Source organism: Mesorhizobium sp. M0909 (genome assembly GCF_040319515.1).
In the GTDB taxonomy this organism is placed as follows: domain Bacteria; phylum Pseudomonadota; class Alphaproteobacteria; order Rhizobiales; family Rhizobiaceae; genus Mesorhizobium.
On record NZ_JAMYOA010000006.1, the window covers coordinates 98,244 to 120,090 of the forward strand.

Genomic DNA, 21,847 nt, shown 5'->3' on the forward strand with positions numbered 1-21,847 from the left:
GTCATGACCTGTCATATGCGATTCCTCTGGATGGTCGCGGTGCGCAACAGTGGTTGCAAATCGCCCTTCCACGGGATTCGCGGGAAGGCAAAACGGTGACAATGAGTGGTTTCGCAAGATCGGCGGTTTCCTACGGCATGCCGTTGGCCGCGCTGGCGATGGCTGTCGCGGTCAGGGCCAGCGGGGTGTCGGTGGACGAAGGGTCGCTGGGCACCAGGATATTTATCGGCGCGCTGTCGAGCGCGATCATGTTCATCACCATTTTCGTGGTGCTCGACCACGCCGAGGCGGTGGCCCGGCGGGTAGGCGAGCCGTACGGCACGTTGGTGCTGACCATCGCCGTGACGGCGATCGAAGTATCGATCATCGTTTCCATCATGCTGCATGGCGCCAACAACCCGACGCTTGCACGCGAATCCGTGTTCTCGACGGTGATGATCACCTCCACCGGTGTTGTCGGCATGTGCCTGACGTTTGGCGGCTGGCGCCATCGCAAGCAGGCAATCGTGCGCCAAGGCACCAGCGCCTATCTGGCGGTTCTGGTCGCGCTCAGCGTCATGACGCTCATTCTGCCGACCTACACGCGAACCACCGATCCCGGCACGTTCTCGGCGGCTCAGCTTGGCTTCGTCAGCGTGCTTTCGGTGCTGCTGTATGCCGGTTTTCTGTTCGCGCAGACTGTCCGCCACCGCGACGATTTCATCGACGCACAAGCACACGGCGCCACAGTGCGAACCGATGCCCACGAAAGCCTCGCCGCCGGCGCTATTCTCCTGCTGATCGGGCTGATCGGCATTGTCATGCTGGCCGAGCAAGTCGCGGCAAGCGTCGAAGATGCGCTCATTGCCTATGAGGTGCCGCAGGCCGACGCCATTGTCGGCGCGATGATCGCCGGGCTGGTGTTGATGCCGGAGGCGATTTCGGCGGTCCGTGCCGCACTCAACAACGAGCTGCAGCGCGGCCTGAACGTCGCCATGGGTTCGGCCTGCGCGACAATCGGTTTGACAATACCAGGCATAGCCGCCGCCAGCCTGCTCACCGGAAGAGGGCTGACCCTGGGGCTGCCGGCGACCGACACGGTGCTTCTGGTTCTGGCGCTTTTCATCTGCAATGTGAGCTTTAGCACGGAGAGAACGACGTTCTTGACCGGCTTGGTGCATTTGGTGGTGTTTTTTACCTGGGTGTTTTTGATATTTGTGCCGTGAGGGGGTGGGAGGCGCAGATGGCTAGAACGCCGCCTTGTGGATGGCGAAGCGGATCGTACCGCTGTCGGCGTGCAGCGCTGGCGATCAGGCTTGGTGCTATATTATTGCAGTGACCCTGCCCGACGCATCGAGGCGACAACTGACTTGCGCCTGCCGGACTTCGATGCCGCCCTCTCTTGCATAGTCTATTCGCACCTCGATCGGCGCCGTGAGTGCGCCCCGACGTTGATGCAAGGCGCCTGCGCTTGCCGCGTGGACACGGACGGCGCCAAGCGGCGTCGCAGCGGCCATGATCGCCGCGCGGCAGGCTCGCACGACCGCAATCGGCGTACCGGGTTTCGCTGTCAGTGGTCCCAGAGATCCAAACGGATATCCCTCGGTGAAGTCACCCTCACCGGCTTTGGAAGGCCTGAGGACGGGTGGCAGCACGATGGATCGCCTGGCCGTCTTGGCAGAGGCGGGGGCCGTCGCTGCAGTCGAACTGTCGGGTCCGGTAGCCGCCTCGTTTTCGGCGGACGGATCGTCGCCCACACTGGCATTTGTGCTTGTGTCACCAACGTTGCCGCTGGCACCAACGCCTGCGTCGACTGACCCGTCATCTGCACCGACCGAAGTTCCAACATTTGCTCCGCCTACGCCGTCGACGCTCGTGCCCGCCCCGACAGATACGCCTTGCGAACCGGCGCTCACTCCAGCACCGACCCCGACACCGCCGGCGCTACCGCCCACGCCTGCTTCAAGTGCCGAGGCAGGCCCAATTGTAGTCCCGATCGCCAACGCGGCTGCAACATACTTGTTCATAGTCGTCTCCACTGCGGCCTACCGTTTCGCCCATTAGTCTTCACTCGCGCGGCTCGAGCTTTTTGATGGCCGGGTTGGAAGCAATGCTGCGGGAAGAGGTATGGTTGCCAGCAGAGCAGTTTGCGGCGACTTTTGGACCTTCACTCTCTGTTTTTCCGGCAAGCCCGGTTTACGGGCTGGTTTGGCGCCCGAACGCGATAACCTGCTTGCAAGTGCGGGGGTACGTGTTTTCGGCGCGCGCTCCACAGCCGCAGTCCGACGCTTACCCTTGACGGTATCAATTGCCTCACGCGCCGCACTGAGGCTGCGGGCCAGGCCGATAGCCCTTTCACGCTCTTGGTCGAGCGCCGCACTCAATGCTACCGAATTCTGCTTTAAAGCATCGCGTTCCTGGCGAACAATATCGAGGTCACGTACAGCTGAATCTGCTCGTTCGCGTCCCCGTTCGAGTCTTTCTCGAACCTGCTTTAGAGCGGCCTCGGCCACCTGTCGGTCCCTTATGGCGTTGGCCTGCTCGACGGCTGCCAGATTTGCGCCTGTCTTCAGAGCATCGATAGTTTGGCGAGCCGTGGCAAGTTCTTGTTCCAGGAGCTCAACCTTGTGCCGCTCGTCATCAAGCGCTCGCTTCGCAGCAAGCTGGGAGGCTTCCATAGAGGGGTGCGCGCCAAGCGCGGCGGCCTGCTCGCTGTCCCAGAGACTGGCTTCAGCCCTGTAGCTTTCGATAACGCGCTGCGCCGTCTCCAGATCGAGCGCGAGCGCTTCGTCTGTTCGCTGCTGCTCTTTTAGGGCTTGTGCTTGCTGAGCCACCGTGTCTGCCAGCACGTGTGCTTGGGCGCTTAGCTCACGTATGCTGCGCTGCATGACGTCTAGCTCCGCTCGTGCTGCGGCCAATTCGCGGCGTAAAGCCACTTCATGCTCGCCCAGGCGCGTTTGCGCACCCTCCTTGAGTGCCTGTGTTTCGCTGAGCACCAGCTCTCTAGATAGGCAGGATCCGAGCGCGCCCGGTTGTGGCTTGCCCGGTTCTTTGTCGACCTTGGTATGTTCGGAAACCACGACCGACGAGCTGGCGTTAGCTATGGCAACCGCTGGCGCTTCGGGGGCCAACCGACCATTTGCCGGAGATGCCAACAGTAGAACGAGGCATAACGGAATGAGGGACGGCGCGCCGTTGCACCTCCTGCCGCTTATCTCGTGAGGTAAAATCAAGGGCCGTCGTTTAATAAAGGTGAAGTCACAGCGGAGACATTTTGACCTGGTAGTCTGCACATGATTCATCACTGAACCTCAACGATCGCAGCCCTCACCGCTATTGTATTCTCCACTTACTGCACGCCGCGGCGCCGTGGATGCCGCACCAAAAAGATCAATGCTAGTGAAGCACCCTCGGCAACGCCAAAGCACGGAATGCAAAGGCTGTTTCCTATTTCCTTAGTTGTCATCATTCGAACAAACGGAACTTTCGGCTTTCGGGATGACCATCTTCTCTACCCAACGGCTGTGATGCGGCGCAAAGCAGCCATTCAGGCTGCGAAGGCCGACTTCGGGTCAACACCAAACCTTTCGCTGGATGGTACGGCGCGCCCGCCAGCACCGCCGCCTCCAACCCGCGGATGATCTTCGCCGGCTTGATACATTCGTCGTGCGGGACCTTGTCGCGGCACGACGCCCGCCATGACCGCCGCACCGTTCGCAGATCTCTGCTGCCAGCGGAACCGACCGCCATCCAACCGGTTAATCGGCATGAAGCTTCCACCAACCCCAAGGGCGCACCATGAGCATCCTGCAAACCACCAAGAAAGCCGTCGAGCAGGTCACCGGTATCGCCAGGCCGGATAGGCGAGAGGTTGCCGACCTCCTGAGGCCGCGCAAACCAAACGCGTTTCGGTTCAGCGATGATGGCCTGGTGCCCAACCATCCGTTCTGGCCGCTTGTCGTCTATCGCGGCGCTGTGAAGCTGCCCGAAGACTTCGATCCGGCGGCCGTCATGGAGGCGCTTTTCGAAGCAAATGGCTGGGGCGATAGCTGGCGCAACGGCATCTACGGTTACGTCCACTACCATTCGCGCATCCACGAGGTGCTGGGCGTTGCGCGCGGCACGGCCAAGGTCCGCTTTGGCGGCAGCAAGGGGCGAACGCTGTCGCTGAAGGCCGGCGACGTCGCGGTGCTTCCGGCCGGCACCGGGCACCAGCGTCTTTCCGCATCCGACGATTTTCTGGTCGTCGGCGCCTATCCTCCATCCGGCACCTACGACCTGTGCACGACCGCCGCCGACCATGCCAGGGCGGTGGTGACGATCCCCAAGGTGGGCCGTCCGCGCAAGGACCCTGTCTACGGAAGCAAGGGCCCATTGCTCGCAGCCTGGGAAAAAGGTTGAAGTCATTCCTTTCGAAAGGGGGCTTGCGGGTCCGCTTCGGAGCTAACCGGACCCAACGTGCGCCGCTCTACGCCGCCAGCACCGCCGCATCCAGCCCGCGGATGACCTTGGCCAGTTCGACGCATTCGTCGTGGCGCACCTTGTTGCGCCGCCAAGCGAGGCAGATCGTGCGCTGCGGCATCGGCTCCTGGAACGGCACGATCTTCAGGTCGGGGATAGTGCTGGCCGGCCCTGCCGCCATTTCTGGGATGAGCGTGACGCCGAGCCCGTGCGCCACCATCTGTAAGAGCGTCGTCAGGCTGGTCGCGCCGTAGCTTGCCATCGCCACCGGCCGCACGCTGCCGCAGACGGCGAGCGCCTGTTCGCGCAGGCAATGGCCTTCCTCCAGCAGCATCAGCCTTTCCAGCGCGGGGCTTTCCGGCGGCACCGGCGGTGAGGCGAAGGCGGGGTCGCCGGCCGGCACGGCCAGGAAGAACCGGTCCGAGAAAAGTTCTTCGGTGACCAGGCCCGGGTAATCGAGGGGCAGTGCCGCGACGAAGGCGTCGAGCTTTCCCGAGCTGGTGTCGTCGACCAGCGACGCCGTCACCGCCTCGCGCAGTTCCAGCTGTAAGGCCGGGAAATGCCGTTTCAGCTCCGGCAGCACATGCGGCAGCAGATAGGGCGCCACCGTCGGGATGATGCCGAGCCGGAAGCGGCCTTCCAGCGCCGGGCGGCCGCGCCGGGCCGTCGCCTCGACGTCGCGGACGTCGGCAAGAATGCGCTCGATGCGCGGCAGCAAGCCCTGCGCCTCGTCCGTCATCCGTACCGCCTTGCCGCCGCGCTCGAACAGACGGCAATTCAGCCTCAGCTCCATCTCGGCGATCTGCGAAGACAGCGCCGGCTGGCTGACGCCGGCGAGCTTGGCGGCGCGGCCGAAATGCAGCGTCTGCGCCAGCGCCTCGAAATAATGCATCTGCCGGACGGTCAAACCGATCATAAGAAAAACCTATCAGAATAAACAGCAAAGGCAATTTGTCTTTATCGGCCGAGCAGGCTAGTCTGGAACCATTCCAGGATGGCGCGGCTCGCTGGCCCTGCCCGGAAAATCAACAAAATCCCGGAAAATCAACAAATCGGAGGCAAAGATGGACGCGAAAACCGACGACAACAGCGCCGGCAAATGCCCGGTCCCACATGGATCGGCCAGGAGGAGCAACCGTGACTGGTGGCCAAACCAGCTCGACCTTGGCGTCCTCCACCAGCAGTCCAGCCTCTCGGATCCGATGGACGAGGACTTCGACTACGCCAAGGAATTCAAGAGCCTCGATCTCGATGCGGTGATCAGGGACCTGCACCAGGTGATGACCGATTCGCAGGATTGGTGGCCGGCCGATTTCGGGCACTACGGCCCGCTCTTCATCCGCATGGCCTGGCACAGCGCCGGCACCTATCGCATCGGCGATGGCCGTGGCGGCGCCGGCGCCGGTCAGCAGCGTTTCGCGCCGCTCAACAGCTGGCCGGACAACGCCAATCTCGACAAGGCGCGCCGGCTGCTGTGGCCGGTCAAGCAGAAATACGGCAGGAAGATCTCCTGGGCCGACCTGTTGATCCTCACCGGCAACGTCGCGCTGGAATCGATGGGCTTCAAGACGTTCGGCTTCGCCGGCGGCCGCGCCGATGTCTGGGAGCCCGAGCAGGACGTGGACTGGGGATCGGAAACCAAGTGGCTCGCCGACGAGCGCTATTCCGGCGACCGCGAACTTCACGGCCATCTCGGCGCCGTGCAGATGGGGCTGATCTACGTCAACCCGGAAGGGCCGAACGGCACGCCCGATCCATTGGCCGCGGCGCGCGACATCCGCGAAACCTTCGCTCGCATGGCCATGAACGACGAGGAAACCGTGGCGCTCATCGCCGGCGGTCACACCTTCGGCAAGACCCACGGCGCCGGTGATGCATCGCTGGTCGGCCCGGAGCCGGAAGGCGCCGGCATCGAGGCGCAGGGCCTCGGCTGGTCGAGCAAGCACGCCACCGGCATTGCCGGGGACGCCATCACCTCGGGCCTCGAGGTGACCTGGACCACGACGCCGACCAAATGGAGCAACAACTTCTTCGACAATCTGTTCAACTACGAATGGGAGCTGACCAAGAGCCCGGCCGGCGCCCATCAATGGACGCCGAAGGGCGGCGCCGGTGCAGGCACCGTGCCGGACGCGCACGATCCGTCGAAGCGTCGCGCCCCGGCGATGCTGACCACCGACCTCGCTTTGCGCGTCGACCCGGCCTATGAGAAGATCTCGCGGCGCTTCCATCAGAATCCTGATCAGTTCGCCGATGCCTTCGCCCGCGCCTGGTTCAAGCTGACTCATCGCGACATGGGTCCGGCCGTCCGCTATCTCGGCCCGCTCGTGCCGAAGGAAGAGCTGATCTGGCAGGATCCGATACCGGCAGTCGACCACGAACTGGTCAGCGAACAGGATATCGCCTCGCTGAAGGCGAAGATCCTGGCCTCCGGCCTGTCCGTCTCAGAACTGGTCTCGACCGCCTGGGCCTCGGCCTCGAGTTTCCGCGGCTCCGACAAGCGTGGCGGCGCCAATGGCGCCCGCATCCGCCTGGCGCCGCAGAAGGATTGGGAGGTCAACCAGCCGGCGCAACTGGCCAAGGTGCTCGAGAAGCTCGAAGGCATCCAGAGCGAGTTCAACGCAGCGCAGTTCGGCGGCAAGAAGATCTCGCTTGCCGACCTCATCGTTCTCGGCGGCGTAGCCGCGGTCGAGAAGGCGGCGAAAGACGGCGGCCATGACGTGGGGGTGCCGTTCACGCCAGGCCGCATGGACGCCTCGCAGGAACAGACGGATGTCCAGTCCTTCGCCGCGCTCGAGCCGAAAGTCGATGGCTTCCGCAATTATGTCAGGGGCAAGCCGCCGATGTCGGTCGAAGCGATGCTGGTCGACCGGGCGCAGCTGCTGACCTTGACGGCGCCGGAGATGACGGTGCTCGTTGGCGGGTTGCGGGTGCTCGGCGCCAACACCGGTCAGTCGAAGCACGGGGTGTTCACCGACAGGCCGGGCACGTTGACCAACGATTTCTTCGTCAACCTGCTCTCCATGAACACTGTCTGGGATCCGGCGGCCGGCTCCGATGAAGTCTATGAAGCGCGCGACCGCAAGACCAGGGCGGTCAAGTGGACCGGCACCCGCGCGGACCTGATCTTCGGCTCGCATGCGCAGCTGCGGGCGCTGGCCGAGGTCTACGGGTCGGCGGACGCCGGGCAGAAGTTCGTCAGGGATTTCGTCGCGGCGTGGACCAAGGTGATGAACGCCGACCGTTTTGACCTCGCGGCCTGATCCGGGCATACGAATTTCTCGACGAAAAAAAAGGCGCGGGCCTCGACCCGCGCCTTTTTTCGTTGGGCTTCCGAAAAGTCAGTCCTTCTCGAAGATACCGGCCTTGGCAACCACGCCGGCAATGGCGCCGCCGATCAGCGGCGCGACGATGAACAGCCACAGCTGGCCGATCGCCGCAGTTCCCGAAAACAGCGCCGGTCCGATCGAACGGGCCGGGTTGAGCGATGTGCCGGTCACCGGGATGATGGCGAAGTGCAGGCCGGCCAGCGTTAGGCCGATTACGAGGCCGGCGAAGGCCGTGGTGTGCTTGGCGTTGGTGACGCCGAGGATCACCGTGACAAAGGTGAAAGTGCCGATCAGCTCCCACAGCAAGGCCGAGCTGACGCCCCATTTCGTCACATCCCAGCCATTGGCGCCGAAGCCGCCGGTGTGGCCGCCCACCTGTCCGGAGACGATGATCCACAGTGCCAGCGACGCGATGATGGCGCCGATGACCTGCGCGATCCAATAGGGAATGACATCCCTGGCCGGCATCCGCCCGGCGAGGAATACACCGAGCGTCACCGCCGGATTGAGGTGCGCGCCCGAAATCGGGCCGATCGCATAGGCCGCCGCGATCAGGCCGATGCCGAACGCCAGACCGATACCTTCCTGGCCAAGCGGCAGCGCGCCGCCGAAGCCGCCCGTCACCACCGAAGCCGTGCCGATGAACACCAATAGAAACGTGCCTAGAACTTCCGCCAGATAAGTCTTCATTGCCCTCTCCTCGTATCGACCCGCGGCTCCGCCTTTTCTGCGACGCGAATCACCGCGCAAAGAGTATTCGCAACCAGAAAACTTGGAAAGCAGAGCAGTTTCGCAAGCCGCTATGCTTGTGAGCGCCAGACATGCACATTAGAGACTTGTAATATATTGATCTAATTGTTTGGTTACGCATGCCGGCGCCCGCGTGGTGGCGGCGACTCGCTATGCGCCAACCCACACTCGTCACCCCTTGCATGGATTGTCTCGCCGTCGGGGAAACAGAACTGTTTCAATCAGGCCACGAAAAGCTCTAAGAGCAGGGCCGGATTTTGTTTTGCTGAGTAATGGAAGACGACAATGAGACTGGGCGGGCGGCTGGCGGCAGCCATTGAAGTGCTTGACGACATTGGCCGGCGCCACCGGCCGGTGGCTGATGCGCTGAAGGACTGGGGCCTGTCGCACCGCTTCGCAGGTGGCGGCGACCGTGCCGCGATCGGCAACATCGTCTATGACGCGCTGCGCCGCAAGCGCTCGGCCGGCTGGCTGCTCGGCGAGGACACGCCGCGCGCCATCGGCTTCGGCGCGCTGCTGCTCGAATGGGGCCAGACGGCGCAGTCGCTGAACGAGGTGCTCGAGGGCGACAAGTTCGCGCCGCCGCTGCTTACCGCCGACGAACTGACAACGCTCGGCGGTCGCCGGCTCGCCGATGCGCCGCCGGCTGTCAGGGCAGACATCCCCGACTGGTGCATGCCGCTGTTCGAGCGCGCGTTCGGCACGTCCTGGGTGGAAGAGGGTGCCGCGCTGGCGACACGCCCGCCGCTCGACCTCAGGGTCAATACGCTCAAGGCCGATCGCGGCAAGGTGCTGGCCGAGTTGGCGGAGACCGGCGCCAAGCCTGCGCGGATCGCGCCGCACGGCATCCGCATCCCGCCGATCGAAGGCGACGGCAGGCACCCGAACGTGCAGGCCGAGCCGGCCTTCCAGAAAGGCTGGTTCGAGGTTCAGGACGAGGGTTCGCAGATTGCGGCCGAACTGGCCGGCGCCGAACCTGGAATGCAGGTGCTCGATTTTTGCGCCGGCGCCGGCGGCAAGACGCTGGCGCTGTCCGCGGCGATGGACAATCGCGGCCAGATCTTCGCCCACGACGCCGAGAAGGCCAGGCTGGCGCCGATCTTCGACCGCATCCGCCGCTCGGAAAACCGCAATGTGCAGATCGTCACCAGGCCGGCCGAACTCGCGCCGCTCGGCAGGCATATGGACATCGTCCTGATCGATGCGCCCTGCACCGGCAGCGGCACGTGGCGGCGCCGGCCGGATGCCAAATGGCGGCTGACACAGAGGCAACTCGACGCGCGCAAGGGCGAGCAGGAGACGATACTCGATGCCGCCAGCGACTTCGTCAAACCCGGCGGCCTGCTGGTCTACATCACCTGTTCGGTGTTCGACGAGGAAAATGGCGACCAGGTTTCGGCGTTCCGGGACCGCCATCCCGGTTTTGTCCCTGTCGATCACCGCCAGCTTTGGGACAGCCGTTTTGCGGGCCGCGAAGCGGCCATGCGGATAGGCGCTGCGGGCGGCATTTCGCTGTCACCGTTGCTGAGCGGCACCGACGGTTTCTATTTCTGTGCGCTGCGCCGCGCCGGCTGAACCATTGCCATGGACACAGAGCCGGGGCCGAATGCTGCAGTGCAGCATTTGCGATTGCCTGCCGCCCACCCCTCTGCGATAAATGACTGTGCAATAAGATTTGCCGAGAAATGAAGGGCGACGGCCATGGCAGCAAAGATCGTTCCTGCTCCCGATTATGAGGACCGCGTCAGGACGTCCTTTGCGCGCCAGAACGCGATGATGACGATTGGCGCCGAGCTGACGCTGGTGACGCCCGGCATCATCGAGATCGAAATGCCCTATTCGGCGGCTCTGACGCAGCAGCACGGCTTTCTCCATGCCGGCGTCATTTCGACGGCTCTCGACTCGGCCTGCGGCTATGCGGCATTCTCGCTGATGCCGGAAAATTCCGGCGTGCTGACCATCGAGTTCAAGGTCAATCTGCTGGCGCCGGGCCGGGGCGAGCGCTTCCTGTTCCGCGGCTCGGTAACCAAGCCCGGCCGCACCATCATCGTCGCCGACGGACAAGCCTATGCGTTCGCCGTCGATGGCGAGGCCAAGCTGATCGCCACGATGACCGGAACGATGATGACAGTGCTCGGCCGCGACGGCATCGAAGGCTGAGGAACGGGCAGGGGAGGATCGACGATCATGGCCGGCAAGGCACCTGGTGAGCTCACCCCGATCTCCGGCAAGTCCGTTCTCTTCGTCATGGCGGCCGAGGCCGAATACGGTCCACACCTGCAGCGGCTGTTCACGCCGCTGATGACCGGCGTCGGACCGGTCGAGGCCGGCGTCGGACTTAGCGCCGAACTGTCCCGGCTGCATGCCGGGATGGTGCTGCCCGATCTCGTCGTATCGCTCGGGTCGGCGGGCAGCCGGACGCTGGAGCAGACGGAAATCTACCAGGCCGTTTCAGTCGCCTACCGCGACATGGACGCCTCGCCTCTGGGGTTCGAGAAGGGCGCCACGCCGTTCCTCGATCTGCCTGTCAGCGTGCCGCTGCCGTTCAGAATTCCTGGCATCAGGCAAGCGACGCTGTCGACCGGTGCGGCAATCGTCACCGGCGCCGCCTACGACGCGATCGCCGCCGACATGGTCGATATGGAGACCTTCGCCTGCCTGCGCGCCTGCCAACTGTTCGACGTGCCGCTTATCGGCCTGCGCGGCATTTCCGACGGGGCAGCCGATCTGAGGCATGTCGGCGACTGGACCGAATATCTGCACGTCATCGACGAGAAGCTGGCCGCGGCGGTGCAACTGCTGGAACAGGCGATCGCCTCCGGCGCGATCGAGTTTGATCTGTCGCGCGAAGATGCGGAATCGGAATGAGAGAGAGGCCTCGCAACCCATTGCGCCGACTCGTTTCTTTCTCTAAACGCTCGCCATGAAAACAGCCAATCATCCCGACACCGTCCTGATTGTCGATTTCGGCAGCCAGTTTACCCAGCTGATCGCCCGCCGCATCCGCGAGGCCGGCGTCTTTTCCGAGATCGTGCCCTTCCAGTCGGCCGAGGCGGCGTTCAAGCGCATCAATCCGAGGGCGGTAATCCTGTCCGGCGGCCCGGCCTCGACCGCCGACATCGGCAGTCCGCGCGCGCCGCAGATCGTCTTCGACGCCGGCGTGCCGGTGCTCGGCATCTGCTATGGCCAGATGGCGATGTGCGTGCAGATGGGCGGCGTCGCCGAAAGCTCCGATCACCGCGAATTCGGCCGCGCCTTCGTCGAGATCGCCAAGGACAGCCCGTTGTTCGAGGGCCTGTGGGCGCCCGGCCAGCGCCACCAGGTGTGGATGAGCCACGGCGACCGCGTTATCTCCCTGCCCAAGGGGTTCGAGGTGCTCGGAAAATCGGAGGGCTCGCCCTTCGCCATCTTCGGCAATGTCGAGCGAAAGATGTACGGCCTCATGTTCCACCCCGAAGTGGTGCATACGCCGGACGGCGCCAGGCTGCTCCAAAACTTCGTCCACAACATCGCCGGTATTGAGGGTGACTGGACGATGCGCGCTTACCGCGAGCATGCGGTCGAGACGATCCGTAAGCAGGTCGGCAAGGGCAAGGTGATCTGCGCGCTTTCAGGCGGCGTCGATTCCTCTGTCGCAGCACTCCTGATCCACGAGGCGGTCGGCGACCAGCTTACCTGCATCCTCGTCGACCACGGGCTGATGCGCAAGGACGAGGCATTAGGCGTGGTGGAGATGTTTCGCCAGCATTACAATCTGCCGCTGATCCTGGTCGACGCTGCGGACCGTTTCATCGGCGCGCTCGAGGGCGAGTCGGACCCCGAGAAGAAGCGCAAGACCATCGGGCGGCTGTTCATCGAGGTGTTCGAGGAGGAGGCCGAGAAGCTCGGCGGCGCCGATTTTTTGGCGCAAGGCACCCTCTATCCCGATGTCATCGAAAGCGTCTCTTTCAGCGGCGGCCCGTCGGTGACAATCAAGTCGCACCATAATGTCGGCGGCTTGCCCGAACGCATGAACATGCAGCTGGTCGAGCCGCTGCGCGAATTGTTCAAGGACGAGGTGAGGGCGCTCGGCAAGGAGCTCGGCCTGCCCGACAGCTTCATCGGCCGGCATCCGTTCCCCGGTCCCGGTCTTGCCATCCGCTGCCCGGGCGGCATCACCCGCGAAAAGCTGGAGATCCTGCGCGAGGCCGACGCCATCTATCTCGACGAGATCCGCAAGGCCGGCCTGTATGACGCCATCTGGCAGGCTTTCGCCGTGCTGCTGCCGGTGCAAACCGTCGGCGTGATGGGCGACGGCCGCACCTACGAGTTCGTCTGCGCGCTGCGCGCCGTCACCTCGGTCGACGGCATGACAGCGGATTTCTACCACTACGACATGGCCTTCCTCGGTGCCGCCGCTACGCGCATCATCAACGAAGTGCGCGGCATCAACCGCGTCGTCTACGACGTAACGAGCAAGCCCCCAGGTACAATCGAGTGGGAGTGACGGGGAGTACTGCGGAGTAGAAGAGGATAGAGCAGCATGTTTAAAGCGATGTTGGCTCGGCGATAATAGTCAATAGTCCCAGCCCCCGGCCACCCGGCAACGGCATAGACGAAGCATCTGGCCGATCGGCGAATGTCTGGAACGAACGTCCCACAGAGAAGGGTGGAGCAGCCTAGCCTTGCTGGGTTTGACACCCGGGGTCCGCGGCAACTGCCACCGGCGAGGCGTTGCATCTGGCGGCCACGTATCCTTTCGCTGGGTTCATCCGTCTTAGCTGTTCATGGGCACGGTCATCCTTGACATCGCCCTCCTGGACGAATTGGAGCGTGACAAATGAACAGCAAGCAGAGCCTAGCGAACAAGATACACTACGAAACGCTCGCGGAGGCTTTCCGCAGCGGTCGAGAATCGCCACAGGAAGCATCCGAGTGGTCCGTTTTGACGGCAGAACCGGGCGGCGTCGATTACGTCGAGACGAACGTCGGCGACAAGACCGCGCTGTGGGTTCAGCCAAAAACGGCAGCCAAAGACCGGGTCATGCTTTACCTGCACGGCGGTGGCTATGTCGGCGGATCGATCTGGACCCATCGCAAGATGGTCGGACACCTTGCTAAGGCGATCGGCTGTTACGCTCTGCTCGCTACGTACGACTACGTTTTCCAGAGCAAGTTTCCGCGCCAAATCGAGCAGGCCGTGACCGCGTTCGAATGGCTCGCCGAGCAGGGTGTCGCGCCGAAGCACACCATAGCTGCAGGCGATTCCGCTGGTGCTGGCCTGATCGTTGCGGCGGCGATGAAACTCCGTGATGCGGGACGGCCGCTGCCGGCCGCGATCCTCAGCATCTCTGGCTGGTATGATCTGTCGGCGAGCGGACACTCCTACGAAAGCAACTGCGAGAAGGACGCCTTCTTCCAGAAGGCGGTCGTGGATATGCTGGTATCGCAAGTCCTTGCAGGGACCGATCCCCGGCATCCGCTCGCCAGCCCGATCTTTGCCGATCTGAAGGGCCTGCCGCCGATCTATCTGCAAGTGGGCGGAGACGAAACCCTGCTCGACGACAGCCGAGCGCTCGCCGACCGCGCGAAAGCCGCCGGCGTCGAGGTGCGCATAGACGTATTTCCGGGGATGCTGCACTCGTTCCAGATGATGGCCGGCCGCGCTCCCGAAGCCGACGACGCGATCGCGCGGTTGGCACAATGGGTTCGCCCCAAGCTTGGTCTGGCCGCAACCGCGGAAACACGCGCGGAAGGTCAGGAGGTCGCATGACTGGCAAATTGAAACCCAGATGTGGCAGCTGAAGGACATGCCCGAGCGACCGACCGGCCTGTTCGATGCGCGATATCGCGCCTTCCTCGAGACGGTGTCAGGCGTCCGCGCCCAACTGCATCGCTACTGCGCCCGCATGACGGCCTCACGCCTCGACGGTGAGGATCTCGTGCAGGAGACGCTGTTCGAGGCCTATACGAACATTGAGACCCTCGACGATGCCCGCCGGCTGAAGCCCTGGCTGTTTCGCATCGCTCACAATCGCTGCATCGACTTTCTGAGGCGACGCGATGTGCGCGAGCGCGCGGAGCACGCCTATTCGGACGACATCGGCGTTGTCTCTGCAGAGCCGGCAGCGACCGATGCACGCCGCGCCATCGAACGGCTGGTTGGCCACTTGCCGCCCAAGGAGCGCGCCTGCATCCTCCTAAAGGACGTGTTCGACTATTCGCTGGAAGAGACCGCAGAACTCGTGGACTCGACGGTTGGGGGCGTCAAATCCGCGCTCTCCCGCGGACGGGCGAAGCTCGCCGACTTGCCCCCTGAACCTGCCGGTGAACCGAACCGTCCGCTTGATCCCGACACCGCGCGGCTCTTGCAGCGCTATGTTGACCTCTTCAACCGCCATGACTGGGATGGCGTGCGGAGCCTCACCAGCGCCGATGCTCGGTTGCGGGTCGCCGACTGCTTCGACGGCCTGCTCAGAAGTTCTCCCTATTTCGTCGAATACGAGCGAAACCCGGAGACGTGGACCATGGAGTTGGGGGCGATCGACGGAGAGCCTGTCCTGATCGTGCTCTTCCAGCGAGGCGACCGGTGGCAGGTCGCGTGGCCGGTTCGTGTCCATGTCGCCGGTCGCGTCATCGATCGCATCGAAGATTATTATGCCTGTCCATGGATGTTGGAAAACGCCGCGGACTCCGACCTGAAACTCATGACTGGGCCAGCCATTTTGGGAAGAGCATAAGGCGACGATTTCTCACTTCTGGCCTGGCGGAGTTACGATGGTGCGTCCTCAACGAAAAATCGTGGCGTGCCTCGGATCGAGCAGCACGGCGGGCAAGGGCCAGGCATTCGATTGGATGGCGGAGCTCCGCCGGCGGCCGGGCAACGGGCAATTTGAGTTCCGGAATTTTGGCGTCGGCGGCGACTTGGCCTACAACGCGCTGCAGCGGTTGCCGGATGTGCTCGCCTGTCGTCTCGACAAGGTCATCGTCTGGGTCGGCGGGAATGATGTTCTCACGCTCGTGTCACGCAAAGTGCGGCGGTTCTTTACGTTTTGGAAGCGTCTGCCCCGCACGCCTTCGCCCGATTGGTTCCACGAGAATCTGGCCGAGATAGCACGCAGGCTGAAGCGCGAGACGGCGGCGGACATCGGCCTTTGCTCGCTCCCTCCGATAGGAGAAGCGCCGGATTCGGACGACCCGTTCCAGAGCGAGCTCAACCGGCGGATCAAGGAATATTCTGCGATCGTGGCGGCCATCGCGCACGAGGAACGCTGCGGCTATGTCCCCCTCCATGAGGCGCTCACCGAGGCGGTTCGCGCCTCGCCTGGCCGGGCCTACACGGCGTTCAACTTTCTTCCATTCTATCGCGATGCTTTTCGCGTACTGGTGCTGCGGCAGAGCCCGGACGATGTCGCACGCCGAAATGGCTGGCAGTTTCACACCGACGGCGTGCACTTGAACAGCCGCGCAGGGCGGATCGTGGCGGATCGCATGCAGAAGTTCATTGACGCCTGAACCTGTGCGGCCGTGTCCGATTGTGCAGCTGTCTGAATTGTCTTATCGCGCAGGCTGTCGGCATTTTTCTCAGATTCGGCCCAACTGATCTCGCGTAGTGACGGTACTTCTCTCGCTCACGCCAAATGCGAGCGTCTTTTATCGTTGGGAGAAAGATGAGGTGCCGCGATCTGTGCAAGCTCGACCGCGCGCGCCGGCCCAATATGACGAAGCGCCTGGACGACGGTCCCGGCCAAGCTGCCCGGAGCAATCAAATGCTTATCCGCCCGCGTGGTCGTTGCCACCGTGCGCGGCGATGAACATGGCGACGGCCGACCGGCAATAGGATTCGATTTCGTTGTCGTCCTCTGCTCTCGCCTCATCGAAGCGTGCGATAATCAGGAGATCGGATCCTTTGAAAAGCGCCGCAAACAAGCGGGCGGACCGGAGAGGATCGGGCACGTTCAGAACCGCCTTCGCGTGCAACTGACGCAACAGGGCCTCGATTTGGGCGATGACATGGGCGGGACCGGCTTCGTAATGGAGCTTGCTTAACGACTTTTGATTCGTCTTGTCGGCCATGATCATGGCTTCGACACTGCGGACGTCCGGGCTCAACAGCGTGCGAAGCAGGGATGATCCCACCGCCATGAGCTGATCTTCGGCCGAACCGTCGACGCCTTCAAAAAGGGCCTGTGGTGCAAACTGATGGCAGCGGGCCGCGATGGCCGCGCTGAACAGCGCCTCCTTGTTCTCGAAGTGCCGATAGATGCTTAGCTTGGATATCTTCGCCCGCTGGGCGACCTTGTCCAATGTCGTCGCTTGAAAACCCAATTCCACAAAGAGTTCGCACGCGGCGTCGGCTATCGTTTGGCCAAGCGCCTCGTTGGCGGGCCGGCCGCGCCGGCCCTGGCTGTTTTCGGTCACGACAATTCCAGTACTTGACAGTATCCTAATTCTTGCATTACGATACCATGTAGTATCTGAAATGTGCAAGCCAATGGGTAGGTTTCAACCTGTCCTCCAAATCAAGTTTCCCCGGGCCGCCCGGCGATATCGAATGCGGCATTGTCCGGCCGGTCAACACAGTGATGGGCGACTTGCTCGTCGATGCCGAAGCCCTGCTCGCTGCCCGTCTCGAGCGCGTATCGCTGGACGATATTTTGCGCCAGGCCCAGCCCAACCCCCTCCATCCACAACACGGAGTTTATCACCATGGATGACGTCATCATCATCGGCGGCAGCTTTGCCGGTCTCGCCGGCGCCCTGCAGCTCGGCCGTGCCCGCCGCAAGGCCACCGTTCTCGATACCGGCCTGCCGCGCAATCGCTTCGCCGGCCACTCGCATGGCCTGCTCGGTCACGATCACAAGCCACCGCTGGACATCCTGGCCGAGGCGCGGCAGCAGCTGGCGCGTTATCCCACGATCGGGCTGGTCAGTGCCCGTGCCGACAGCGTCTCCGGCGCCATCGACGATTTCTCCGTCCTCACTGGCGATGGCGAAAGCCTTGCGGCGCGCCGCCTGATCCTGAGCTATGGCGTCGCCGACCAGATGCCTGATGTTCCGGGCTTTGCCGAAAGCTGGGGCACGTCCATCGTGCCCTGTCCCTATTGCGACGGCTTTGAAGTCGCCGGCCAGCATTGGGGCCTTGTCTGGTCCGGCCCGCAGTCGCACAATTATGTCAGGCTGTACCACGATTGGACCGACAAGTTGACGCTCTTCGCCGATGGTCACGACATTCCACCCGATATCCGGGCCGATCTGGTGCGCCGCAACATACCTGTCGTCGATGGCCGGATCACCGAGATCGCCCATCGCGGGGGCCATATCGCCACCGTCAATCTCGATACCGGCCGCAATGTCGCGGTCGACATCCTGTTCGCCCATCCGCGCAACAAGCCGTCCGCAAGCCTGCATGAATCACTGGGCCTCGCCACGGTGGATACGCCCCTCGGCATCGCCCTCAAGGTCGACGAGCGCCGCGAAACCAGCATGCCCGGCATCTACGCCGCCGGCGACCTCGCCAACCCCCTCATGGCCTCGGTCACCACGGCATTATCGCACGGCGCGATGGCGGGTATCTTCGCCCAGCAGTCGATGCTGGTTTGAGAGCACAGATACCCTTCTCCGGTTGCCGGGCCATCATATTATGAAGGTTGCGGGCCGGTGCCACGGAAACGCGGGGCCCCTCTCCCCTGAGGGGCGTCTTTGGCCGGTCAGCCGTCTCGAAGGGGCAGTTGAGCAAAACGATTCCTAGGCTCAGGCCGGTCCGCAAACGGTCCCAAAAGACCCACAGGCTTTCCACAGGTTATTCAACCTCCCCCGACCCCCTCCGGGAAGAAGTTCAGCAAGCGAGGGCGCGACATTGCACCTTGAACCGTGCTGTCGCGCCCTCGGAGCGGGTGGGTCTTGAGGTGTCCAGTTTATGCTGCCGGGAGTGTCCGTGTTCAATCTTGCCGCGCTGTCGGGACAGTTGGCCGCCACCTATGTAATCCCGATTGTCTATGTGCCCTTGCTCATGATCACGCACTTCGCCGCGCTCTATCTGCTGGTGCGTCCGCAGTCCAATCCGGCTCCGGCCCGCGGCAGCGATTCGGCCGTTGTTGACGGTATTCCGGCAGCTGAGCAGACGATGCTTCGCCAAGGCGCAAATCGAAATTCGATCGATCGATGCCGGCAGTCTCTGAAACCGAGCAAGTTTCGACTTGGCGAATTTTCCCTTTATATTCAAGATCGAAAATGTCTGACGAAGGGGACGAATGCATCGAATTTTTCGCCGCCTGAGCGATGCCAGCTTTGCAATCAGCATGGCGGTCAGGCTTCTGGCGCTACCACCGTTTCGACTGAGCGGCCGAACTATCCTCGACGAGGACATTTGATTGCGGCCCACCGCGCACGTCGGCCTCAGAATGCGTTCCCGAATGCGGTAGTGCTCCAGCGTAGAATGGCGCGCAAAAAGGTGGTTGAGGCGGACGCGCACGACGAGACCACCTCGGTTGGTCGTGTTGCCAATGAGGTTGATGATGGTCTCGTAGGTCCGCAGAGGGCGGCGACGACCTCGTCGGGGTTCTCTTCCGCGTAGTGAAGAGGCCAAGCGGCCGACCGCGAGATCGACGACTTCATGGCCGTCCCACGCGCGCGCCCAGGGTGATAAGAAGCTCGTCCAGTTGCTCGAACGACTCGACCATTGCATCCGCCGCCCCGGTGCCGGCAGCGTCGAGAACTTCCTTCGAGGGATAGAGCTCGTGCAGGACCAGCAGCGTCTTGCCACCTTTTTCCTCGAAGGTCACCGTGGTCATGGGCCCACCCTCACCATCTTCCTCATTGGTCCAGACGAGGCGCGAGTGCGCGGTCACTTCGAGGTACGTGCCGAAGAACGCCCTCGCATCGGGTTCGAACTCGAGACGGTACTTGCCCCCGACACGAACATCCATTTCGCAGGAACGCAGGAGCATGCCCATCGACTTCGGCACCCACCACTGCTTGAACAGCTCCGGCTTGGTCCACGCCTCGAACACGATGCGCGCCGGGGCGTCAAAGGTTCGCGTAACGACTAGCTCACGCTCGGACTTCCGTTCCACCGTCGTGCGGTTCTTCATGGGGGTAGGCTCACTCTCACTTCCTGCGTCCATCGACCTTCTCCTTCAGTTTCATTTCCTCGATAACCTTATCCAGCTCGTCGAAGCGTGCGTCCCAGAGCTGGTTGTACCTCTCGATCCATGCCGCCTCTTCCTCCAGTCGGCGCAGGCCGAGCTTGCAGGTCCGCACGCGTCCGACCTTCTCCGTGGTGACGAGCCCCGCCTGCTCCAAGACGCCGACATGCTTTTTCATGCCCGTGAGGGTCATGTGGAACTTCTCGGCAAGGTCCGTGATCGAAGCGTCTGCACGTCCGAGCTGCTCCAGAACGCCGCGTCGGGTGGCGTCCGAGAGCGCGGCGAACGAGGCATCGAAGCGGATCCGAGCATACTGAACCATGTGGTTCAGTATGTAACACACGGATTAGCGGCATTCAAGGGGAGGCCGAGCGCGCGCTGTGTTGGTGCTCCATTGAGTGTAGAAAAAATTGCGCCGTTAGATCAGTGCGTTGCCATACTCAAGAGCAATCGAGTGGGAGTGAGGGGCGTGCTGTGGAGTAAAGTAGGATAGGATATCGCGCTGTAGGCGATACCAGCACAGCAAAAGTAGCCGATAGTTCTCAATTCGCGATGACTGGGAGCCGGCATTAGCGTCGGCTCCGATGATACAACCCCTCGACTGCAGAGGTCACGTTCCGAGGGTTTGTATCAAATCCGGCTGTGCCTGGTGTGGGGCGGTCGCGACCAGCATTCCTTGTCGAGCGCCTTCGACTATGGCTAGTTCCCTTCTTTGGTTCACGGCCAAGTCCGGGACGCTTCGTGAGAGAGATCGCCGACGAGCATAGCGCACCCGCCTCCGGCCAGAGTTTTTTGGAGCTGCCCTTGTCGCCGTGGGCGGGACTCCCGCCACGATCAATCAGAAGGCATATGCAATGACAGCAACATCTCAAGCTAGTCGTTATTCACGCGGTCTTGAAATCTTACGGCAGATTGGCGGAGAGAATTTCGACGCGCCGATTAATAGTCTTGCCGAGACATCCGTCGACCTTTCTCGTTTCACCGTAGAATACCCATACGGAGACGTTCTATCGCGGCCAGGTCTCGACCTCCCATTGCGTCAGCTGTGCACTATTTCAATGCTGCTTGCCGACGGAAGCGCCCAGCCGCAGTTGAAGTTTCATATGGCGGGCTTCCTCAACGCCGGCGGCGAGCCGAAGGCGCTCATCGAACTCATGTTTATATCTGTAGCGCTCCTCGGCTTCCCGCCAACGGTAAATGCGATCGGCCTTATTCGTGCGGTGTTCGCTGAGCGCAAGCTCGCTTTTGAACCCATCGAGCCCTCCGCAGGCGATGGATCGACACGCCGACAGGCCGGGTTGGAGGCGCTCGACCGGCTCTCTGGAGGCGATGTGCAGGCATATTTCGATGGCTTTGCTGCCGGTTCGCCTGACCTCGCGCAACTCTCCATCGAGTTCGCCTTTGGTGAAATGCTGGCGCGCGACGGCCTCGACCAAAAAGCCAAACTGTTAGCAATCATCTCGATGCTTGCTGCCAGCGGCAATCGTGCGGCGGCGCTCCGTCTTCATCTCGCCGGCGCGCTTGCCCATGGCGTGACGCGAGAGGAAATCATCGAGGTGCTGATCCAGCTCAGCGTCTATCGGGGTTTTCCGGCAGCGCTCAACGCTTTCGCCGTCGCCAAGGATATCTTCGCTGCCGGGTCGCCAACGATTGCGGCAAACGTGCCCCCACCCGCCGTGGTCGAGAGCCGCGCAGACCGGTTGGAACGCGGGCGTGCTACGCTTGCAAAGACGTCCGGTTCATCGGGCGATGCCGTGGTCCGCAGTTTCGATGATGTCGCACCTGATCTCGGTCGAATGATCGTCGAGCATTCTTATGGTGAGGTGTTCTCGCGGAGCGGAATCGACATGAAGTCTCGGGAACTCAGCGCCTGCGCTGCTCTAGCAGCCGTTGGGTCTGCCACGGCAGAGATTCCGCTTCGCGTGCACATCAACGCCGCGTTGAACGTTGGCGCGACGCGGGAAGAAATCCTGGAAACGCTCATAAACCTCACTCCTTACAGCGGCTATCCCGCGACACAGCAGGCGGTTCGTATCGCAGCCGAGGAATTCTCTAAGCGCGGTTAGTCCCAAAAGGGCAGATCACCTCAGGGGCTTTCAAAACGGCTGACGACGGCCGATAACGGCGGAGCGGACGTAGGAGAGGCCGTCGCGAAACGGTCTCTCTCGCCCATGCGCTTTACTGCTGACGGTCATTTATCAG

The 21,847-nt window shown here is 62.7% G+C and carries 20 protein-coding genes; 13 read left to right on the top strand and 7 right to left on the bottom strand.

The window, feature by feature from the left end:
- The first annotated feature begins 101 nt into the window (after positions 1-101).
- Positions 102-1,205 carry a calcium:cation antiporter gene (locus tag NKH83_RS11230; protein WP_352804164.1) on the top strand — a complete coding sequence of 368 codons (1,104 nt, stop codon included), beginning with the start codon at positions 102-104 and terminating at the stop codon, positions 1,203-1,205.
- A gap of 834 nt (positions 1,206-2,039) precedes the next feature.
- Here NKH83_RS11230 and NKH83_RS11240 read toward each other — a convergent pair.
- Complete coding sequence (locus NKH83_RS11240; protein WP_352804170.1) at positions 2,040-3,110, bottom strand: coiled-coil domain-containing protein; 1,071 nt, start codon at positions 3,108-3,110, stop codon at positions 2,040-2,042.
- Positions 3,111-3,777: 667 nt separating this feature from the next.
- Here NKH83_RS11240 and NKH83_RS11245 point away from each other — a divergent pair.
- Complete coding sequence (locus NKH83_RS11245; protein ID WP_352804173.1) at positions 3,778-4,380, top strand: cupin domain-containing protein; 603 nt, start codon at positions 3,778-3,780, stop codon at positions 4,378-4,380.
- Positions 4,381-4,447: 67 nt separating this feature from the next.
- Here NKH83_RS11245 and NKH83_RS11250 read toward each other — a convergent pair whose 3' ends face one another.
- Entirely contained in the window at positions 4,448-5,356 is a 909-nt protein-coding gene (locus NKH83_RS11250) for a hydrogen peroxide-inducible genes activator (RefSeq protein ID WP_352804176.1), read from the bottom strand.
- Positions 5,357-5,504: 148 nt separating this feature from the next.
- On the opposite strand from NKH83_RS11250, the gene katG reads away from it, so the two are divergent.
- The gene (gene katG / locus NKH83_RS11255) at positions 5,505-7,703 is read left to right on the top strand and encodes a catalase/peroxidase HPI (RefSeq protein WP_352804180.1); all 2,199 of its coding nucleotides are present in this window, start codon (positions 5,505-5,507) and stop codon (positions 7,701-7,703) included.
- A gap of 78 nt (positions 7,704-7,781) precedes the next feature.
- Here the strand turns inward: katG and NKH83_RS11260 are convergent, their stop codons facing one another.
- Complete coding sequence (locus NKH83_RS11260; RefSeq protein WP_254819333.1) at positions 7,782-8,459, bottom strand: MIP/aquaporin family protein; 678 nt, start codon at positions 8,457-8,459, stop codon at positions 7,782-7,784.
- A 345-nt stretch (positions 8,460-8,804) separates the two neighbouring features.
- On the opposite strand from NKH83_RS11260, the gene NKH83_RS11265 reads away from it, so the two are divergent.
- The 7 genes from NKH83_RS11265 to NKH83_RS11295 all read left to right on the top strand — a co-directional run bounded on the left by NKH83_RS11265 (position 8,805) and on the right by NKH83_RS11295 (position 16,013).
- The gene (locus NKH83_RS11265) at positions 8,805-10,094 is read left to right on the top strand and encodes an RsmB/NOP family class I SAM-dependent RNA methyltransferase (protein WP_352804185.1); all 1,290 of its coding nucleotides are present in this window, start codon (positions 8,805-8,807) and stop codon (positions 10,092-10,094) included.
- Positions 10,095-10,220: 126 nt separating this feature from the next.
- Entirely contained in the window at positions 10,221-10,679 is a 459-nt protein-coding gene (locus NKH83_RS11270; protein ID WP_023677140.1) for a PaaI family thioesterase, read from the top strand.
- 27 nt (positions 10,680-10,706) lie between these two features.
- The gene (locus tag NKH83_RS11275) at positions 10,707-11,387 is read left to right on the top strand and encodes a 5'-methylthioadenosine/S-adenosylhomocysteine nucleosidase (RefSeq protein ID WP_352804189.1); all 681 of its coding nucleotides are present in this window, start codon (positions 10,707-10,709) and stop codon (positions 11,385-11,387) included.
- A gap of 55 nt (positions 11,388-11,442) precedes the next feature.
- A complete protein-coding gene (guaA, locus tag NKH83_RS11280; protein ID WP_352804192.1) occupies positions 11,443-13,005 on the top strand; it encodes a glutamine-hydrolyzing GMP synthase in 1,563 nt (520 codons plus the stop codon).
- A gap of 333 nt (positions 13,006-13,338) precedes the next feature.
- Positions 13,339-14,271 (top strand): alpha/beta hydrolase, encoded by a 933-nt coding sequence (locus tag NKH83_RS11285; protein WP_352804197.1) that lies wholly within the window; start codon positions 13,339-13,341, stop codon positions 14,269-14,271.
- Between the two features lie 19 nt (positions 14,272-14,290).
- On the top strand, positions 14,291-15,238 hold the full coding sequence (locus NKH83_RS11290) for a sigma-70 family RNA polymerase sigma factor (RefSeq protein ID WP_352804201.1): 948 nt from the start codon (positions 14,291-14,293) through the stop codon (positions 15,236-15,238).
- Between the two features lie 37 nt (positions 15,239-15,275).
- Positions 15,276-16,013 carry an SGNH/GDSL hydrolase family protein gene (locus NKH83_RS11295; protein ID WP_352804204.1) on the top strand — a complete coding sequence of 246 codons (738 nt, stop codon included), beginning with the start codon at positions 15,276-15,278 and terminating at the stop codon, positions 16,011-16,013.
- Between the two features lie 258 nt (positions 16,014-16,271).
- On the opposite strand, the gene NKH83_RS11300 is transcribed toward NKH83_RS11295, so the two are convergent.
- Both NKH83_RS11300 and NKH83_RS11305 read right to left on the bottom strand, forming a co-directional pair.
- Entirely contained in the window at positions 16,272-16,919 is a 648-nt protein-coding gene (locus NKH83_RS11300; protein ID WP_352804207.1) for a TetR/AcrR family transcriptional regulator, read from the bottom strand.
- Between the two features lie 101 nt (positions 16,920-17,020).
- Positions 17,021-17,209 carry a hypothetical protein gene (locus NKH83_RS11305; RefSeq protein WP_352645079.1) on the bottom strand — a complete coding sequence of 63 codons (189 nt, stop codon included), beginning with the start codon at positions 17,207-17,209 and terminating at the stop codon, positions 17,021-17,023.
- Between NKH83_RS11305 and NKH83_RS11310 the strand changes: the two genes are divergently transcribed.
- Complete coding sequence (locus tag NKH83_RS11310; protein ID WP_352804212.1) at positions 17,208-18,101, top strand: NAD(P)/FAD-dependent oxidoreductase; 894 nt, start codon at positions 17,208-17,210, stop codon at positions 18,099-18,101. The genes NKH83_RS11305 and NKH83_RS11310 overlap by 2 nt on opposite strands.
- A 334-nt stretch (positions 18,102-18,435) precedes the next feature.
- Positions 18,436-19,074, top strand: a complete 639-nt coding sequence (locus tag NKH83_RS11315) for a DUF8737 domain-containing protein (RefSeq protein ID WP_352804216.1) — start codon at positions 18,436-18,438, stop codon at positions 19,072-19,074.
- A gap of 37 nt (positions 19,075-19,111) precedes the next feature.
- Here NKH83_RS11315 and NKH83_RS11320 read toward each other — a convergent pair whose 3' ends face one another.
- Both NKH83_RS11320 and NKH83_RS11325 read right to left on the bottom strand, forming a co-directional pair.
- Positions 19,112-19,591: an SRPBCC domain-containing protein gene (locus tag NKH83_RS11320; protein ID WP_352804219.1), complete on the bottom strand. Its 480-nt coding sequence runs from the start codon at positions 19,589-19,591 to the stop codon at positions 19,112-19,114.
- Between the two features lie 16 nt (positions 19,592-19,607).
- Positions 19,608-19,967: an ArsR/SmtB family transcription factor gene (locus NKH83_RS11325; RefSeq protein WP_352804222.1), complete on the bottom strand. Its 360-nt coding sequence runs from the start codon at positions 19,965-19,967 to the stop codon at positions 19,608-19,610.
- A gap of 532 nt (positions 19,968-20,499) precedes the next feature.
- Between NKH83_RS11325 and NKH83_RS11330 the strand changes: the two genes are divergently transcribed.
- Complete coding sequence (locus NKH83_RS11330) at positions 20,500-21,711, top strand: carboxymuconolactone decarboxylase family protein (RefSeq protein ID WP_352804225.1); 1,212 nt, start codon at positions 20,500-20,502, stop codon at positions 21,709-21,711.
- Positions 21,712-21,847 lie beyond the last annotated feature (136 nt).